The following is a 17079-nucleotide window of genomic DNA, read 5'->3' as shown; positions in this document are numbered from 1 at the left end:
TGATTTTTCATTGAGGCCATAATGATGAACATCGTTCAGGAACAAGTTGGAAACGCAGAGTTATGGCTTGATGATATTTTTATCAGGCAAGGGTTAAAGAATATTCTTGCCGATATAGTTTTCGAAGATGACCAGACGCGTCTTGTTTTCTTCACTGCCAATCACTTTGATGCGGTAAAAAAGCAAAAATATGATCTGAATACGCATCGTTTGGTACTGTTGATTGATGGTCATCAGTATCAGTATCTCAATGATATTTCACTTTACAGACTTCCAGTGGATATTGGCGTTGGCTCAATTAAACAATTTATTATTGATATCACTCGTGCTGGTGGTGAGCACGAGAATCAATCGGAAGCATGTATCTCTTTGACCGCACGAGATAAATTTATTTTAACGCAGTTAGGAGAAGGTCGAACTATTTTTGAGATATCCGCCTTGTTAAATCTACACTTAAAAACGATTTACCAGGCCAGGCAGAATCTGATCAAGAAACTTGGCTGTTCTGGGCTGATTGATTTTCAGGGAATACTGCGAGCGCAGGTATTCCGCAACTGGCTGGAACATGCCTGAGCATCGATAATCTTAACAAGCTGAGCGGTATTTTCTTTTACCTGTACAGGTTCAGCTCGTTAATAATGCACTCAGGTTCTTCACTGAGAGGCATATTGTCTATGTCCAAAACACCATCATTTATTTGTGGATCATCAGCCCGCAGGCCTGCAAACAGTGGGGTAAGATCCTGCTGTGCTTCACCTCGTTCAGCCATCAGCTCGAACGTTTTATTTTTTGCCTCGTCGTGGGTCAGGGCACTGACCAGAACCTCGGCGATTTGCTCCCGGGATATCACACCATCTTCCGGTGTTCCTGCATTGCGATGATCTCCCTGAAGCATAACGATTCGGTGTTCATCATCATTGTTGTAATCAAACCAGCCGGGCCTGACGATGGTATAGGGGTGACCAGTGGCCCTGACCAGACGCTCGGCACGTCTTTTCCAGTCATGAACCTCAGTGCGTTGATTCCAGGTGCTGAGCCGTTCAGTCACGCCAATCGTGGTCATCAGGCCGATACGAACAGGCGTATCCTTAAATATGCGTAAAATATTACGTACTCCGCCGTAGTCTATCGCTCTGGCACCTATACGCCCCTGGCCATCGGAACCGAGCGTAAAGATGATGGCATCAATATCTTTCGGTAATTCGGTGAGTGTTTCCGGCATTGAAACATCGCCGTAAAAAATATCTGTTCCCCGAGGAAGCGATTTCACTTTGCGCTTATTTCGGATTAGCGCTAAAGGCTGATGGCCCATTTTGATAGCGGTATTGACGACATGAAGGCCAATACTTCCTGTCGCCCCAGCAACGAGAATTCTCATGATAAACCTTCTGATAATTCGGACTTATTTTCGATACAGTCAGAATATCAATTATCATTATGGTCAGTAATAGGGCTAAAATGATTGTGTCTATGAACACCCTTCATGAGTGTGCGATGAAGGGAATGCGCCATAAGGAAATCGCCCATGCTGAAAGAAAACTTCAATGAACTGCAAATCTTTCTTGTGGTGGCAAGGGAGCGAAGTTTTACCAAAGCAGCGGGTAAACTGGGCGTTTCTCAGTCTGCACTCAGCCACGCGATGAAGGCCCTGGAGGAAAGGCTGAATATCCGCCTTCTGACCCGTACGACACGAAGCGTTGCCCCTACGGAAGCCGGTGAGAGAATCATTGCCTGCCTTGAACCGCGTATTGCCGATCTTGAGCAGGAGCTGGAATCACTGGTTCAACTGAACGGCACCGCCTCCGGCAATATCCGTTTATCTGCCGGGGAGCATGCCGCGCGAAGTCTGGTATGGCCGAAGCTAAAACCCTTCCTCAGGGAATACCCGGAAATCAATCTCGAACTGGTGGTGGATAACGGCTTTGTTGATATTGTTGAGGGGCGTTTTGATGCCGGGATCCGCTTGGGCGAAAGTGTGGATAAGGACATGATTGCGGTAAGGATTGGCCCTGACATGAGAATGGCTGTTGTAGGAGCGCCGTCTTATTTCGCTGCAAATCCTGCCCCTGAAACGCCGCACGAGCTACAAAATCACCGGTGCATCAATATGCGCCTGCCGACGGCCGGTGGGCTTTACCACTGGGAGTTTGAGAAGGATGGGAAACCGTTACGGGTCAGAGTGGAAGGGCAGGTCACGTTTAATCTGCAGGCGGAAAGGATTGATGCGGCGTTATCCGGTTTTGGTATCGCCTGCATACCTGAAGACAGGGTGCAGGATTATATAAAGTCAGGAGAGCTTATTCAGGTTCTGCAGGACTGGTCTCCATCTTTCCCCGGATATTATCTTTATTACCCGAGCCGTAAGCAGCATCCGCCCGCTTTTGCGCTGATGATCGATGCACTTCGCTACTCGGAATAACGGGTCCGTAGACCCGTCCGGGTATTAACGGCCTACGCGAGCCTGATGCTCAGGAGAGTAACGTTCGCCGACGATTTTAATCGTTTCAAGCGCCTGGGTTATCTGCCGTGAGTCATTCTGCGAAAGGATGATGTCGGCAACCCCCAGGTTTTCCTCCAGCCGGTGCAGTTTGGTGGTACCAGGAATAGGAGCAATCCACGGCTTTTGTGCCAGCAGCCATGCCAGCGCGATTTGTGTAGACGTCACGCCTTTCTCTGCCGCCAGTTCCCCCAGCAATGAGACCAGCTTTTCATTGGCTTCAATCGCCTGCTCGGCGAAACGCGGCACTTGGCTTCTGTAATCATCTTTCCCAAAAGTGGTTCCTGGCTTAATTGATCCCGTCAGGAAGCCTTTGCCTAATGGGCTGAAGGGCACAAAACCAATACCCAGTTCCTCCAGTAACGGCAGAATCTCCTTCTCAGGCTCACGCCACCACATCGAGTATTCGCTTTGCAGCGCAGTGACCGGTTGTACGGCATGCGCGCGGCGAATGGTTTGCGCACCCGCTTCGGACAGACCGAAATGTTTAACTTTGCCTTCAGCGATCAGGTCTTTTACCGTACCCGCAACATCTTCAATGGGGACATCCGGATCGACACGGTGTTGATACAGCAGGTCAATGACATCAGTCTTAAGACGGCGTAATGATCCTTCAACGGCTTCACGGATATGCTCCGGACGGCTGTTTAAAATCTGCTGCTTATTGTCGTCGCCAAAAGTAAAACCAAACTTAGTGGCGATAACCACACGGTCACGAAACGGTTTTAAGGCAACGCCTACCACCTCTTCATTAAGGAAGGGGCCATACACTTCAGCGGTATCGAAGAAGGTGACGCCACGTTCAACCGCAGCGCGAATGAGCTCGATAGCCTGCCGGGTATCGGTCGCCGGGCCATAGCCGTGGCTTAAACCCATGCAGCCGAGCCCAAGCGCGGAGACTTCGAGTCGGGATTGACCCAGATAACGTTTTTGCATTGTATGAATACCTCTTTTATCGCGACTTAAACATCAAGCTTACGGCCAGCCAGCCATTCAACTCTGGCAGGATCGCGATGGGAAAAGAATGCACTCGTTGCGGTGTCGATAGCGGTAATCTGCAGCATATCTTCAGCGCTGAGTTCAAAATCGAGAATGTTAATGTTCTCTGCCATGCGTTCTTTGCGCACAGATTTTGCCAGTGAAACGATGCCTCGCTGGAAGATCCAGCGCAGCACAACCTGGCCTACGCTTTTGCCGTACTTCTGGCCAATTGCCGTCAACACCGGGTGCTGGAACAGGCCGTTTTTACCTTCTGCAAACGGTGCCCAGGCTTCCGGCTGAATGCCGCGGCTTTGATTCCATGGAACCGCATGCAACTGTTGGTTGAAGGGGTTAACTTCAATCTGGTTCACCGCAGGGGCCACTTTGTTGAAGGCGATAAGATCGGCCAGTCGGTCAGGATGGAAATTGCTAACGCCAATGGCGCGGATTTTGCCAGCCTGCTGCAGTTCTTCCATCGCACGCCATGCCTCATGGACATCGCCGTAAGGCTGGTGAATCAGATACAGGTCAACGTAATCAAGCTGCAGTCGGTTCAGAGAGCGTTCGAACTGGGCTTTCGCGCCTTCATAATTAGTATCCTGAAGCCACAGTTTGGTGGTGACAAACAGTTCATCACGGGCGATGCCGGTCTGTTTCAGCGCGTTCCCGACCTGGGTTTCATTCTGGTAAGACGCGGCGGTATCGATCAGACGGTATCCAGTATCGATGGCATCAATAACGGCTCTTTCGCATTCAGCGGCATCCGTCATCTGAAAGACACCGAAGCCCAGCAGGGGCATTTCAATCCCGTTGTTCAGTTTTACAGTTTGCACGACGTTATCCTTCAGTTGTTGTGTTGGAAAAGCATAACGCAAACTGATTTATTCGATTAGATGGGGTAATTAGCTAGGGTTTATTAGGTGGGCTCATTAATTTGGAGGGGCTCAAGGTCGGCTTTGTGCCAGGAGGGGGCATTACAGATATGGCCGCGCGGTGTCACTTGCGGGGGTTACATGATTTACCTGTAATCAAGTGCAATAGCAAACGGGCAAATATTCTTGAGGCTGCGGGGAAGTGCAGCCTCAGTGATATGACTGTGGAAAGCGGTTTATTATTTCTTTGCTGCTCGAATCAGGCCGTCAAGCCATTCCTGATGACCATTAAGCATTGGGTTCGGGCGGGTATTTGCCAGATCTTTTGCCGGGACTCCGTTCTGTGTTTCCTGCGTTAGGATACGGACCCTGTGACCGGAAAGATCCTCCAGTAGCCACGCATGATGGACATCGAGTCGTTGAGCGGTATCTTTTTCACCGGCCCATCCGTGCCATGCCAGACGAGCAGGTTTACCTTTAGCAGGTGGAACAAACTCCACAACCTGAGCTTCAACTGGGAAACCAAACGTGCTGAAGTAGAAGCGAACCCCATTTTCCAATTCTGGACCTTTGTTGTCATAAAAGCGCACATCGGCGGAATTTTTATAGTATTCCGGCCATAGCAATGGCTGACTCAGGAGCGGCCAGACATCATTGACGTTCAGACCTGAGATGATCATTTCATTAGAAACAAAGTTATCGGTAAAACCCGGAACAAAGCCTTCTGGCCAGTTAATCGCGTTCATAAATTTCTCCAATTGCTATAGTTGAGTGCACTGCGTGTGTCATTACGGCAGTAACGTGATGACAGTGATTATTGGTGCAATGGAGTTATAAGGCGAATTGTCATTACTTATATTCTTAATAAGATAAATTATATCAGGACGCGGGATGTTGGCTTACTTCTGCGCATAAAGCACGAATCCACTGATGACTTGGGTCACGATGGGTTCGCTCATGCCAGGCCATGCTCTTGGTAAAGCCGGGTACTTTCAGGGGCAAAGGGAGAATGATGAGATCGTTGTTAGTCAGGACCATGCGGTGAGGTACAACTGCAATCATATCAGTCACTTGTAATATATCAGGTATCACCTGAAAACTATTAACTGACATGCCTACTCGTCGTGTCAGACTGAGCTTAGCCAGTGCTTCATCTGTAACACCGGTGAAGTTACCTTCTGAAGACACCAGAATATGTTCCTGTTTGCAAAATTGTTCGAGCGTCATTTCTGAACTCGCTGCCAGAGGATGATGACGTCGTGCTACGCAGACATAATCTTCTTCATAGAGCGCTCTTCCATGCAGGTCTTCGGGGGTTGTTTGCGGTGTTATCAAAGCCAGATCAACTTCACCCCGAGATAACTGCTGATACATTCGCTCATTGTCCACGGGCCGCACGGCGATTTTAATATACGGTGCACGTTGTTTTAGCTCAGCCATCAACGGAACGACAACAGCCTTAAGTGCATAGTCCGTTGCGACGATGGTATAAGTCAGTTCCACCGTCACGGGATCAAATTTCTTTGGTTTCAGCAGGATAGCGATATCGGTGAGGATTTGTTTTACCGGCGTAGAAAGTTCGTTGGCCCGCATTGTGGGGACCATACCGTGGCTGGTGCGAACAAAGAGTGGATCGTCAAAGTAATCACGCAAGCGAATAAGCATACCACTGACGGCAGGCTGCGTCAGTGAGAGGCGCTGTGCAGCCCGAGTCACGCTTCCCTCATCCAGTAATGCATCAAGGGCCTTAAGAAGGTTAAGGTCGAGGGTTCTGATATCATTTTTCATAATGAACTAGCCTGACAGATATTAAAATTTTAATTCAGGCTAAATGCTCGGGAAAAGGTTGTCTAGAAGGTTTGCGAGTGTTTTCCTTTTGGGGGAACTTCCATTTCTGGATGGTAGGCCTTGTACGGATAAGTCCGCTCTTCAGCTCAAAGCAGACCTTGGAATTGAAAGCAGAGGGACTACCTGACACAATTTTGCACAGTGAAGAGTCGGGCGTTGTTAACGTTCAGATTTTCAATGTATCAATGACCATCCGCAGGGCGGGAGAGACGTTGCGATGGGGATAATAGAGAAACAATCCTTCCATTCGCAGGCTGTAACGCTGCAACACCCTGATAAGCTTACCGCTTTCTAAATCATGCGCGACCAGTTCAACAGGAACATAGGCCAATCCGAGGCCCAGTCGGGCGGCCTCTGCTTCCATATAGCTGTCGGATAAGGCCCATTGCCCTTCAGGTTGATGGGTGATTTTTTTATCATTCTGAATGAGTTCCCACTGATATACGCTGCCATCGGCAAACTGATAGGCGATGCAGGGATGCGCCTTTAAATCCGCCGGGGTTTGTGGAAAACCGAAGCGGTGAAAATGTTCAGGCGTACCCACAATCGCCATCTCCATATCGGGCGTGATGCGCACCGCGACCATGCCCTGGCCGACTTCAGGCCCCAGACGGACACCAGCATCGAATCGCTCTTCGATGATATCGACGAACCGGCTCTCATTCATCAGTTCCAGTCTGATATCAGGATAGCGCTGTTTAAATACCGCCAGCTTTGGCAGCAGGCATTTATCAATGGCGTGCTGGCTGGCATTGATACGTACCGTACCGGAGGGCGTCTCTCGATATTGCGCCAGCGTGGCAAGCCCACGATCTAACGTATCAAATCCAGATGCCGTCTTCTGATAGAGCTGCTCGCCTGCTTGCGTCAGCGACAGTTTACGCGTGGTACGCACCAGCAGCTGGACGCCCAGCCTTTCTTCAAGCTCACGAACAGAACGACTGACCCCTGATTGAGCAAGCCCCAGCCGCTGAGCCGCTGCGGTAAAGCTGCCTTCTCGCACCACCTGCATAAACAGGTACAGCTCGTTGTAGTTCTCCCTTTTCGCCATTGAAAAATCCCCCCGGAATGACAGCAAATTCAGTATTGATTTATAACAATATGGTATCAATCTTAGCAGTAATCGCCCCCTAATCAGCACTAATTCTGCTCACTATAATGACCCCATCAAAGCAAAGCACCGCAGCGTTGTCCGTCGGAAACCTGTATCTCTCTGTTGTTTTTTATGGGGATTTTTATGAAAGCCTTCACCCTAACGCTAAAAACCGCGATGCCGGCCATGCTGTTATTCGCATCATTAAGTGGAGTCACGACAATGAGTTATGCTGATTCAACCAATCCTAATGCCCCTGTGTCCATGACAGATAAATGGGATAAAACGTTCGCCGAGAGCCAGAAAGTCGAACATCGTAAAGTCTCGTTCCCGAACCGATATGGCATCACCTTAGTGGGCGATCTTTACCTGCCTAAAGACCGTGGCGATCGCAAGCTGGCGGCGATTGCGGTCAGTGGGCCATTTGGCGCGGTGAAAGAGCAATCCAGCGGCCTGTATGCGCAGACGCTGGCGGAACAAGGGTTTGTTACCCTGGCGTTCGATCCTTCTTACACCGGGGAAAGCGGCGGCTATCCGCGAAACGTCGCCTCACCGGATATCAACACTGAAGATTTCAGCGCGGCGGTGGATTTCTTAGGGCTGCAAAAAGAGGTGGATCGCAACCGTATCGGGCTGCTCGGTATTTGTGGCTGGGGCGGCATGGCGCTGAACGATGCCGCGATGGATACCCGCGTTAAAGCGGTGGCTACCAGCGTGATGTACGACATGAGCCGGGCGATGGGCCATGGTGTGGGGGATGGCAAAGACCGTTATTCCACCGCCGACCGTCGTGCTGTTCTGCAATATCTGAATGAACAGCGCTGGAAGGATGCGCAGAGCGGCACGTTCGCACACGGTGCTCATGATATTAACGTCGACAGCAACGGCAAGGCCAGCGCGGGCGAGCGCGTTCTGCCAGAAACGCTGCCGGCAAATCCGCATCCGATACTGAAAGAGTTCTTCGATTACTATCGCATGCCGCGCGGCTTCCACGAGCGTTCCGTTAACTCGACCGGGGCGTGGACGGCAACGATGCCACTGTCGTTTATGAATATGCCGCTGCTGAGCTACGCCAGTGAAATCACCATCCCAACGCTTATTGTGACCGGTGAGAAAGCGCATTCACGCTATTTTGCTGAAGATGCTTTCAAGGCGATTGGCAGTAAAGACAAAGAACTGGTCGTGGTGCCAGGGGCAAATCATGTGGACCTCTACGATAACGTGGCCGGAAAAATACCTTTCGCGAAGTTCGAACAATTTTTCCAGACCAAACTGAAATAAACCCTCTCCTGAATTGATGCAAAGCCACCGGCCTCTGGCGGGTGGCTTTTATCCTGATCTTCGTGAAATTTCACTATGTCGACGCTAAACCAAACACCATCACCTCATCATCAGCGCGCATACTGGGGCGGTATTTTTGCCATGACCCTGTGCGTGTTTGTGCTGATTGCTTCTGAATTTATGCCCGTCAGCCTGCTCACGCCGATTGCCCGCGATTTAGGCGTGACGGAGGGGCTGGCAGGCCAGGGGATTGCCATCTCCGGCGCACTGGCGGTTCTGACCAGCCTGACGCTTTCAACGCTAGCAGGAAAGATGAATCGTAAATTCCTGCTGCTGGGAATGACGGTTCTGATGGCCGTATCGGGGCTTATTATTGCGCTGGCTTCCAGTTATCTGATGTATATGATCGGTCGCGCGATGATCGGTATGGCGATTGGCGGATTCTGGTCGATGTCTGCGGCAACGGCGATTCGTCTGGTGCCGCAGCAACAGGTCACGCGTGCGCTGGCGATTTTCAATGCCGGTAATGCGCTGGCGACGGTCGTGGCCGCGCCGCTGGGAAGCTATCTGGGTGCCACGGTCGGATGGCGAGGCGCTTTCTTGTGCCTGGTGCCCATCGCGGTGGTCGCCTTTATCTGGCAGTGCATCAGCCTGCCCAGTATGGATGCGAATAAAAGCCGCACGTCACCTGGCGATGTATTCCGCATACTTAGCCGCCGCGTGGTTGCGGTTGGCATGCTGGCCTGCGGCCTGTTTTTCATGGGCCAGTTTACGCTATTTACCTATGTGCGCCCGTTCCTGGAGACCGTGACGCGGGTTGATTCCTCAGGCTTGTCGTTGATTTTGCTGATTATCGGCGTAGCCGGTTTTATCGGCACGCTGGTTGTTTCGACATTCCTCAACAGAAAATTCTATCCCACGCTGATGGTCATACCCGGACTGATGGCCGTCATTGCCATCGGCCTGATGCTGACCGGGCATCTGGTCTGGACGGTTTCGTTGCTGTTAGGGCTCTGGGGCATGCTGGCCACCGCTGCGCCAACCGGATGGTGGACATGGATTGCGCGTACGTTGCCTGATAACGCAGAAGCCGGAGGCGGGCTCATGGTCGCGGTGATTCAGCTCTCCATCGCCCTTGGATCAACGGCAGGAGGCATCGTGTTTGACCACCTCGGTTGGCAGAGCACGTTTGCCATGAGTAGCGTGCTGCTCCTTTGCGCGGGCGTACTGACCTTTTTTACCGCACGCCAGAAGGCCGGTGCGCGTTAATCCGGCGAGGGCCCGCGCTCCAGAAAAGTGGAAAGCGCAATATAGCTGCGTACGGAACGTACGCCCTCAAGGCTCTGAATCTCCATCAGGAAATTTTCCAGCGATTCGGTATCGGCGGCGCGTACTTTGATAAAGACGCAGCCGTCGCCGGCAACGGTATGCAATTCTTCCACCTCCTTGCGGCTGGTGAACTGCAAAAGGGCGCGCGTCGCCTGATAGCTACTGGTGTCGATAACCAGAAACGTTAACAGCGTCCGTCCCAGCTTGCAGCCATCCAGGACCGCCACGGTACCCTTGATCACCCCATCGCGCTTCAGTCGTTTTACGCGATCGTGAACCGCCGGGGCTGATAAGTTCACAATCTCACTCAATTCCGTGTAGCTGCGTCCTGCATCCTCTGCCAGGGCACTTAATATTTTTCGGTCAATGGCATCCAATTCCGCCGGTTTATGTCTTGTCTGCCGAATACCATCTTTTTCTTTATCAAATGCGCTCATAGGGCTTCTCAATCTGAATGAAAATATGAATATACTTAATTCTACCTAATATTATTAAGCCATAAAACGAATAATGGAGTTGCAATGCCTATCGCACTTTTCGCCCTCGCCGTGGGCGCATTTGGTATCGGCCTGACGGAATTTGTCATCGCCGGGATCCTGCCACAAATCGCAGCAGAATTTAGCGTCAGTATCCCGAAGGCGGGAATGATGGCGACGTCATACGCGCTGGGCGTATTTATTGGTGCACCGCTGTTAACGATTATTGGCGCGAGGATCCCCCGCAAGGCCATGCTGATTACGCTGGCGGGTATTTTTACGGTCGGTAATATCATTACGGCCATCGCGCCGACGATGGCGATAGCCATTGTCGGTCGTATTATTACCTCTTTTAATCACGGTGCCTTTTTTGGTATCGGCTCGATTATTGCCGCATCGCTGGTGGCACCCGGACGCCAGGCAAGCGCCATTGCCTTTATGTTTTCGGGGCTGACGTTAGCCAATCTGCTTGGCGTTCCGGTGGGTACGTGGCTTGCGCAAACCTTTAGCTGGCGGCTGGTATTCTGGATCATTGCTGGTATCGGGGTGCTGACGATGGCAAGCATAGCCGTGCTGGTTCCGCATATTGCGAAAGGCAAAGCTATTGCTTTACGCAACGAACTGAGAGCCTTTGTTGACCCGCAGGTGCTGCTGGTCATGGGGATCACGATTTTCGGTCCGGCCGCCTTTTTCACCTCGATTACCTATATTGCGCCAATGATGGTGCAGGAGGCCGGTTTCTCCTCAGGCGGCGTGGCAGGGTTAATGGTGCTGTTTGGTCTGGGACTTGCTGTCGGTAACTGGATTGGTGGACGCTTCGCTGACCGCTCTCTGTTTGGCACGCTGTTCGTTACCCTCGCGGCTCAGGGGTTGGTGCTGCTGGTCTTCTGGGCGGGTGTTGAAAGCCAGTGGGTTGCCGGCATCTCAGTCTTCCTGATGGCGGCCTTCGGCTTCGCGACGGTCTCACCGATTCAGAAACTGGTTATGGAGCGCGCCAGCCATGCGGGAGCCCCGACAATGGCGGCCTCGGTCAATATCGGCATGTTTAATCTGGGAAATGCGCTGGGGGCATGGGCCGGTGGGGTAACCATTGCTGCGGGTTTTGGACTGGCTTCTCCGAACTGGGCGGGCGCAATTCTGTCCTTCATTGCGTTGGGCCTCGCTGTTCTTGCATGGCAAAGTGCGCGTAAAGGTTATATTTTGCCGGTACTTGAATAAGTTACACAAGGCGATGAGCGCCCACTATGTGTTGGGCGCTCTTTTAAATGATTTAGGTGATTTTCTAAAACGGCTACTGCAAATTTTTCTCTTTCAAGAATTTACTCACCAAATCAGCAATCTGCACATTATTTAAATCAGAGAACGGGAAGTGGGTATTCCCTTTGATTCCCACTTCTGGCAGATGCGTCACAGTGACATCCCCGCCATGCTTGTTCACCACATCACGCCATTCGCGAGCCATCGCCAGACGTACGCGCCAGCTGTCCTGCGCGGGCATGGCGACAGGTTTATCCGGTATGTTATCGCCGTAAATAATCAGAATCGGGATTTTGGTCAGAGCCATAAACTGCTCCATCGGCACCGGCTCACCCTTCAGCGTGTCGAACGCGCTTGGCATAGGGGCTGGGAGTTCTTTTTCCGGGAAGATAAAGCTGCTGCCGGGCTCAAAGGCGACAATGGCTTTGACCTTGTTGTTTTTCATCGCCGTGTACCAGCCTGGTCCACCGCCCTGAGAGTGGGTGAAGAGGATAGCGGGGCCGGATTTATCCACGACGGCGGACATCGCATCAGAGATGACATTGATATCAAACGGCCCGGTGTTCGGGGTCATCTGACGGAAATACTGATTCAGTGCTTCTTTGTCGTGAGAGAACTGAACGTCCTTAAAATACTCTGGCCACACGCCAACGCGGAACTGGTTGAACCACATTTGTTCATCCGGTTTAGGCGTAACCGTACCTTCTACCGTCGTGCGCCCGGCGCTGCCACGGCGTGGCTGATCGACAAGATAGGTTGAGAACCCGCGACGCAGGAATATGTTCTGGAAACCTTCACGACCATCCGGGGTACTTTCCCAGGTACGGGAGAACTGACCTGCGCCGTGCAGCATGACAATAGGGTATTTATGCGGATTCTCCGGGATCTGGTAGAACACAGACGCATGATCGCCATGCCAGGTTTGGCCAGCTGAATCCAGCGGCTTTTTCGCATCAAATGTTCCTGGGGCGGTAATGATGGTGCCACCAGCAGAAAAGCTTCCTTGTTCCTGAATGACCAGCGGCTCGGCATAGACCGACTGAGCCACCAGGCCACCCGCCATTACGCAGATGGCCAGTGTTTTTAAGATTGTCTTCAAGATTACATCCTCTGTTATGTTTGCCGTTCAATCATATCTGAGTTGTCCGCGTTAATTATTTAGCACCCCTGATTGCCCTTATTTGGCAGACTCATGAATGCGGACGATTAACTGCGTATTGTCTCTAACCAGCTGGTGACCGTTTCAGTGGTTCTTCGCTCCTGGTCGCATTCAATGACCAGCGGTTTTTCCCGACGCGCAGTTGGGGCGAGACGGGCAAGGATGTCGTCGCTGTCTCCTTTACCGTAGCCACCGTGAGTAATGAAGGGGATGAGTAATTTGCCCCCAAGGTTGTGGCTGCTGAGAAATGCTTGCACGACAGGCGGCACGCTGGTCCCCCAGATCGGAAAGCCTAAATACACGGTCTCGTAGCGTGAGATATCTGCAACGCTATTTTTTAATGCGGGTGTTACTCCCCGCTCACGCTCATTTTTCGCCTGTTCAACGGTCTGAAAATAGTCTTCCGGATAAGGCGTAGCCGGTTCGATTTCAAACAGATTGGTATTCAGGCTGCGGTGAATGACGCCCGCAATGACGCGTGTATTTCCGCTGCGGGAAAAGTACGCCACCAGAACACGGCTTTTACCCTGCACGTTTGTGGTTTCGGTCGCAGCTGATGCCAAAGAAACGTTCGCCAGCGTCAGCCCGGCAAGTGCGGTGATTAACATTCTGCGGTTGGGATCATGCTCCATAACCCACTCCTAATTGTTTGCGAGCGCCTGTTGCAGCGCCTTTTCTGCTCGCGTTGCTGCATCATTTTCGCCATGTTCACGCAGAACCTGTGCGAGCTGGCGCAGCTGCGTTGCTGTCAGGCCGACCCGCATGCTTGCTCGGGTATGCGACAGCAGCTGGGCTTCAACGCCTGGCGTGGCCGCTAATGCACCCACCGTTGCCAGCTCGCGGCTTTGCCAGTCGAGGTTATCGCGGGCGAAAATGTCACCGAAAAGATGCGTTTGCAGGAACTGGTTAATCACTGGGGCAAAATCAAACAGCGGACCCTGGACGGGAGCGCCTGAGATTTTCGTCTGGTTTGCGGTACCGACACGGCGAAGCTCATCCCCGACAGGGATGGTGGCGACCGGTTCTTGGCCCTCAGCATCTTTGATGCCACGTTGTTTACGTGCTTCGACGACCTTCATCAGTTCACTAAGTGCATTCAGGCTACGGGGGAAGCCCGTATAGGCATAAAGCTGGACGAGAATCTCTTTGGTTTCGTTTATCGTGAGTCCTGCGTCTAGACCCTGATTCAAGGCTGCATTCAGCTTATCCATCTGGCTGCTGGCCATCGATGCGGCAATCAGCGGGATGGCCTGTTGGCGGGCTGACAGCGTATCTGAAACCGTTTGTTCGTGGTTCATTTCTGAGGCTCCTTTATTGACGGGCGCAGCATGTGCCGCGAGACCAAAACCAAAGGTCAGCAGTACCGCTGCCGCTAATGCCTTAATGGGCGTGGTATTGTTCATCTGTCACTAACTCCTTCCAGTTAACGCTTTTGCCATCCACAATCCCGGTTATCGCCAGATGCGTCATCGCGCTGCCGGGGGCCGCCCCGTGCCAGTGTTTGACGCCCGCCGGGCAAGAGACAACGTCACCGGCGCGGATAACCTGCACCGGCTGGCCTTCTTGTTGGGTGAGCCCCACACCCGAGGTTACAATCAGCCGCTGACCTGCCGGATGCGTATGCCAGGCGGAACGAGCGCCGGGTTCAAACGTGACATAAGCCCCGGAAACAGGGATGTTGTTATCCGGTCTGAAGAGAGGATCAACCCGGACGCGACCGGTAAAGTTCTCGGCGGGCCCATATACCGCGTTCTGACTTCCTGCGGGGGTGATATGGACAGCGGGATTTTGCTCCGCTGCCCAGGATGAAAATGTAATCGGCAGTAACAGCCCGAGGTAACGTAAATGTCCGATCATGCAAAGCGTCCTTATCAATGAAGAGGGGATTGCCTGCGATGATTTTATCGAGAGGGTGATGACGTCAGGCTGACGCCCCCCTGACAATTCTGTCAGTTAACCCAGGTCCCGGCTCAGTGCCGGATTGAGCATTGCCCGCCGCTTTATCCGCTTGTATCGCAAAGGTGAGGCCAAATGTATTGATGCCACCTTCACTACGGGCAAAGACATCTCCCTTGTGCATAATGGCGACGGCACGCACGATCGACAGGCCCAGTCCATGGTGGGTATCACTCCTCGCCCGGGAGGTGTCAACGCGATAGAACCGCTCGAAAAGCCGGTGTAAGTGCTCTGGTGCTATCGGATCGCCCAGGTTTGACACTTCAACACAGGCTTGATGACCGGTTTCGCTTAACTGCACCGTAACCGTGCTATTGGACGGCGAATGCCTTGCGCTGTTTTCCAGTAAATTAGCCAATGAGCGATGGAACAGACGTCGGTCGATGTGCGCGATCACGTCGCCCTGAACATCCAGAGAGAGCTGTTTTTCAGCAAAAGAAGGTTCAACGTACTCCGCTGTTTTCAGGGTTTCTTCTCGCAGCGACACTTGGGTCAACTGGGACGCATGTTCACCCGCGTGGGCATGGGACAGGAACAGCATGTCGTTAACGATAGACGCCATGCGTTCCAGTTCTTCCAGATTGGAGCCCAATAATTCTTCCAGTTCATCATGCGAGCGTCGGCGCGAGAGCCCCAGTTGCGTCTGGCCGATCAGATTCGTAAGCGGAGTCCGGAGTTCATGCGCAACATCGGCATTAAAGCTGTCGAGCTGTCGCCAGGCGACCTCTTGCCGTTCCAGCACGCCATTAAAAGATGATGCTAACTGCTGTAATTCGTCAGGTAATGCTTCGGTATTCAGGCGCTGGCCATGGTCTCCCGGTGCAAGATGCCGGGCCTGTTTACTGAGCGCCCCAACGGGACGAAGACCGATCCTTGAAACGATGTATCCCAGTAAAGCGACAATCACGACGCCCAGCGCGGTAATGATTAACAGCGTCCGGGTGAAGGCATTCAGTGTGCCCATATACGGCGTGGAGTCGATGGCAACGATATAGCGCAGCTCAGGCCTTTCACCGTTGGCGGGGATCGTTTTCACTAACAGAAACAGCGAGCAGGCACCTTCCGATGCGCCGGGCACTTTATTAAAGCCTTCCTGTAAAGAAGACCACTCAACACCCACCGGTGGTGTTCCCCCCATGCTAAAGCGTGGGTTATCGCTCACTATCCAGTAGCGAACGCGTTCACCTTCAGAATTGGTTAACACGGTGAATTTATTGGCAAGCAGTGACCAGCCGTCAGCCGAGGTTCGTGCGGTGATCCACGGACTCATTAATGATTCCCGGAACAGCAGTTCGTTGTGCATCTGCTTTTGCAAAGAGTCATGCAAAGAGCTTCTGAGCAGAATACCGATAACGGACACAATCAGCAGCGCGGATAAGGCAAACATCAGCGCCAGGTGAACGGAGATGGAACGCTCAGGCAAGCATATCCCCTTCATTTATTCGGACCGGACTTCGAGGACATAACCCATGCCACGAACGGTATGCAGCAGTTTGACATCGAACGGGGCATCCACTTTGGCTCGCAGGCGTTTAATGGCCACTTCAACCACGTTGGCATCACTATCAAAGTTCATATCCCATATCTGCTCAGCAATCATCATCTTTGACAGGATCTCTCCCTGATGTCGGGCCAGAAGGCTCAACAGGGAAAACTCTTTCGCGGTCAGTTCCAGCCGTGTTCCGCCACGAAATACCCGACGAGCCAGCAGGTCGAGCTGCAGATCGTGAATTTGCAGTTGAGTGATGTCCACGCCATCCGTAGAACGACGACGCACCAGGGCCTGAATACGCGCCACCAGCTCAATAAGCGAAAAGGGCTTAGGCAGATAATCATCCGCGCCAAGACGCAGCCCTTTAACACGTTCATCGACTGAGCCGCGAGCCGAAAGCATCAGCACCGGCGTCTGTTTGGCTGCTCGCACACTCTCAAGTACCCGGTAACCATCCATCCCCGGCAGCATCACATCCAGTATTATCGCGTCGTAGTCGAACTCCAGCGCGTAATGAAGACCTTCAGCGCCGTCTGCAGAAACATCTACCGTAAATCCGGACTCGCTCAACGCACGGTTAAGGTATGTTGACGTTTTTTCTTCATCTTCGACTAACAACAGGCGCATAACGGGACTTCCTCTTAGCTTTTCATCGGTGCTTCAATACCTGAACAACCCTGTTACTGAGACCATTTTGCCTTCTGATTGCCAACATAAAGCTGACGGTTACCTGACAAAAATGTTATTTCCGCGTCAGGATGCTGACAGCGCTCGCACCCTAATCTGAGCCTGCAAATTTAATCCGCGAGCCTGAATAACCAGGCTGACACTCATCGGG

General features: G+C 52.2%; 18 protein-coding genes. 5 read left to right on the top strand and 13 right to left on the bottom strand.

What is annotated here, in order from left to right; translation table 11 throughout:
* Positions 1-21: 21 nt before the first annotated feature.
* On the top strand, positions 22-573 hold the full coding sequence (locus tag WHR59_RS13840) for a LuxR C-terminal-related transcriptional regulator (protein ID WP_043016090.1): 552 nt from the start codon (positions 22-24) through the stop codon (positions 571-573).
* Between the two features lie 37 nt (positions 574-610).
* On the opposite strand, the gene WHR59_RS13835 is transcribed toward WHR59_RS13840, so the two are convergent.
* Positions 611-1378 (bottom strand): SDR family oxidoreductase, encoded by a 768-nt coding sequence (locus tag WHR59_RS13835; protein ID WP_338843160.1) that lies wholly within the window; start codon positions 1376-1378, stop codon positions 611-613.
* A 147-nt stretch (positions 1379-1525) separates the two neighbouring features.
* Here WHR59_RS13835 and WHR59_RS13830 point away from each other — a divergent pair, with 147 nt between their 5' ends.
* Positions 1526-2419 (top strand): LysR family transcriptional regulator, encoded by an 894-nt coding sequence (locus tag WHR59_RS13830; RefSeq protein ID WP_043016092.1) that lies wholly within the window; start codon positions 1526-1528, stop codon positions 2417-2419.
* 24 nt (positions 2420-2443) lie between these two features.
* On the opposite strand, the gene WHR59_RS13825 is transcribed toward WHR59_RS13830, so the two are convergent.
* The 5 genes from WHR59_RS13825 to WHR59_RS13805 all read right to left on the bottom strand — a co-directional run bounded on the left by WHR59_RS13825 (position 2444) and on the right by WHR59_RS13805 (position 7249).
* Positions 2444-3433 (bottom strand): aldo/keto reductase, encoded by a 990-nt coding sequence (locus WHR59_RS13825; RefSeq protein WP_338843159.1) that lies wholly within the window; start codon positions 3431-3433, stop codon positions 2444-2446.
* A 26-nt stretch (positions 3434-3459) separates the two neighbouring features.
* Complete coding sequence (locus WHR59_RS13820) at positions 3460-4311, bottom strand: aldo/keto reductase (RefSeq protein WP_043016094.1); 852 nt, start codon at positions 4309-4311, stop codon at positions 3460-3462.
* Between the two features lie 278 nt (positions 4312-4589).
* Positions 4590-5096, bottom strand: a complete 507-nt coding sequence (locus WHR59_RS13815) for a hypothetical protein (RefSeq protein ID WP_063411115.1) — start codon at positions 5094-5096, stop codon at positions 4590-4592.
* A 133-nt stretch (positions 5097-5229) separates the two neighbouring features.
* Entirely contained in the window at positions 5230-6138 is a 909-nt protein-coding gene (locus tag WHR59_RS13810; protein WP_043016096.1) for a LysR family transcriptional regulator, read from the bottom strand.
* A 226-nt stretch (positions 6139-6364) separates the two neighbouring features.
* Complete coding sequence (locus tag WHR59_RS13805; protein ID WP_043016097.1) at positions 6365-7249, bottom strand: LysR family transcriptional regulator; 885 nt, start codon at positions 7247-7249, stop codon at positions 6365-6367.
* A 264-nt stretch (positions 7250-7513) separates the two neighbouring features.
* On the opposite strand from WHR59_RS13805, the gene WHR59_RS13800 reads away from it, so the two are divergent.
* The gene (locus WHR59_RS13800; RefSeq protein ID WP_155762300.1) at positions 7514-8572 is read left to right on the top strand and encodes an alpha/beta hydrolase; all 1059 of its coding nucleotides are present in this window, start codon (positions 7514-7516) and stop codon (positions 8570-8572) included.
* Between the two features lie 141 nt (positions 8573-8713).
* Positions 8714-9841 (top strand): MFS transporter, encoded by a 1128-nt coding sequence (locus WHR59_RS13795; protein ID WP_043017892.1) that lies wholly within the window; start codon positions 8714-8716, stop codon positions 9839-9841.
* On the opposite strand, the gene WHR59_RS13790 is transcribed toward WHR59_RS13795, so the two are convergent.
* Positions 9838-10338, bottom strand: coding sequence for an Lrp/AsnC family transcriptional regulator (locus WHR59_RS13790; RefSeq protein ID WP_087050470.1), 501 nt, complete (start codon positions 10336-10338; stop codon positions 9838-9840). The genes WHR59_RS13795 and WHR59_RS13790 overlap by 4 nt on opposite strands.
* A gap of 84 nt (positions 10339-10422) precedes the next feature.
* Between WHR59_RS13790 and WHR59_RS13785 the strand changes: the two genes are divergently transcribed.
* On the top strand, positions 10423-11595 hold the full coding sequence (locus WHR59_RS13785) for an MFS transporter (RefSeq protein WP_043016100.1): 1173 nt from the start codon (positions 10423-10425) through the stop codon (positions 11593-11595).
* Positions 11596-11668: 73 nt separating this feature from the next.
* Here the strand turns inward: WHR59_RS13785 and WHR59_RS13780 are convergent, their stop codons facing one another.
* The 6 genes from WHR59_RS13780 to WHR59_RS13755 form a co-directional block, all read right to left on the bottom strand.
* The gene (locus WHR59_RS13780) at positions 11669-12733 is read right to left on the bottom strand and encodes an alpha/beta hydrolase (protein WP_043016101.1); all 1065 of its coding nucleotides are present in this window, start codon (positions 12731-12733) and stop codon (positions 11669-11671) included.
* Between the two features lie 107 nt (positions 12734-12840).
* On the bottom strand, positions 12841-13425 hold the full coding sequence (locus WHR59_RS13775; protein ID WP_043016102.1) for a flavodoxin: 585 nt from the start codon (positions 13423-13425) through the stop codon (positions 12841-12843).
* A 9-nt stretch (positions 13426-13434) separates the two neighbouring features.
* Entirely contained in the window at positions 13435-14196 is a 762-nt protein-coding gene (locus tag WHR59_RS13770; RefSeq protein WP_338843156.1) for a carboxymuconolactone decarboxylase family protein, read from the bottom strand.
* Positions 14174-14650 carry a (R)-mandelonitrile lyase gene (locus WHR59_RS13765; RefSeq protein WP_338843155.1) on the bottom strand — a complete coding sequence of 159 codons (477 nt, stop codon included), beginning with the start codon at positions 14648-14650 and terminating at the stop codon, positions 14174-14176. The genes WHR59_RS13770 and WHR59_RS13765 overlap by 23 nt, the downstream gene beginning before the upstream one ends.
* 64 nt (positions 14651-14714) lie before the next feature.
* Positions 14715-16172: a heavy metal sensor histidine kinase gene (locus tag WHR59_RS13760; protein ID WP_338843154.1), complete on the bottom strand. Its 1458-nt coding sequence runs from the start codon at positions 16170-16172 to the stop codon at positions 14715-14717.
* 15 nt (positions 16173-16187) lie between these two features.
* Positions 16188-16868 carry a heavy metal response regulator transcription factor gene (locus WHR59_RS13755; protein WP_199994768.1) on the bottom strand — a complete coding sequence of 227 codons (681 nt, stop codon included), beginning with the start codon at positions 16866-16868 and terminating at the stop codon, positions 16188-16190.
* Between the last annotated feature and the right edge of the window lie 211 nt (positions 16869-17079).

The organism is Citrobacter europaeus (assembly GCF_037482245.1).
GTDB lineage: Bacteria > Pseudomonadota > Gammaproteobacteria > Enterobacterales > Enterobacteriaceae > Citrobacter > Citrobacter europaeus.
Note: the sequence above shows the minus strand (reverse complement) of the source record. Positions and strands in the feature narration are given on the sequence as shown.

Coding starts and splice junctions, on each gene's coding strand:
- WHR59_RS13785 (WP_043016100.1), top strand. CDS start 10,423: ATGCCTATCGCACTTTTCGCCCTCGCCGTGGGCGCATTTGGTATCGGC.
- WHR59_RS13825 (WP_338843159.1), bottom strand. CDS start 3,433: ATGCAAAAACGTTATCTGGGTCAATCCCGACTCGAAGTCTCCGCGCTT.
- WHR59_RS13775 (WP_043016102.1), bottom strand. CDS start 13,425: ATGGAGCATGATCCCAACCGCAGAATGTTAATCACCGCACTTGCCGGG.
- WHR59_RS13815 (WP_063411115.1), bottom strand. CDS start 5,096: ATGAACGCGATTAACTGGCCAGAAGGCTTTGTTCCGGGTTTTACCGAT.
- WHR59_RS13800 (WP_155762300.1), top strand. CDS start 7,514: ATGAGTTATGCTGATTCAACCAATCCTAATGCCCCTGTGTCCATGACA.
- WHR59_RS13840 (WP_043016090.1), top strand. CDS start 22: ATGATGAACATCGTTCAGGAACAAGTTGGAAACGCAGAGTTATGGCTT.
- WHR59_RS13765 (WP_338843155.1), bottom strand. CDS start 14,650: ATGATCGGACATTTACGTTACCTCGGGCTGTTACTGCCGATTACATTT.
- WHR59_RS13835 (WP_338843160.1), bottom strand. CDS start 1,378: ATGAGAATTCTCGTTGCTGGGGCGACAGGAAGTATTGGCCTTCATGTC.
- WHR59_RS13830 (WP_043016092.1), top strand. CDS start 1,526: ATGCTGAAAGAAAACTTCAATGAACTGCAAATCTTTCTTGTGGTGGCA.
- WHR59_RS13805 (WP_043016097.1), bottom strand. CDS start 7,249: ATGGCGAAAAGGGAGAACTACAACGAGCTGTACCTGTTTATGCAGGTG.
- WHR59_RS13810 (WP_043016096.1), bottom strand. CDS start 6,138: ATGAAAAATGATATCAGAACCCTCGACCTTAACCTTCTTAAGGCCCTT.
- WHR59_RS13795 (WP_043017892.1), top strand. CDS start 8,714: ATGACCCTGTGCGTGTTTGTGCTGATTGCTTCTGAATTTATGCCCGTC.
- WHR59_RS13790 (WP_087050470.1), bottom strand. CDS start 10,338: ATGAGCGCATTTGATAAAGAAAAAGATGGTATTCGGCAGACAAGACAT.
- WHR59_RS13755 (WP_199994768.1), bottom strand. CDS start 16,868: ATGCGCCTGTTGTTAGTCGAAGATGAAGAAAAAACGTCAACATACCTT.
- WHR59_RS13770 (WP_338843156.1), bottom strand. CDS start 14,196: ATGAACAATACCACGCCCATTAAGGCATTAGCGGCAGCGGTACTGCTG.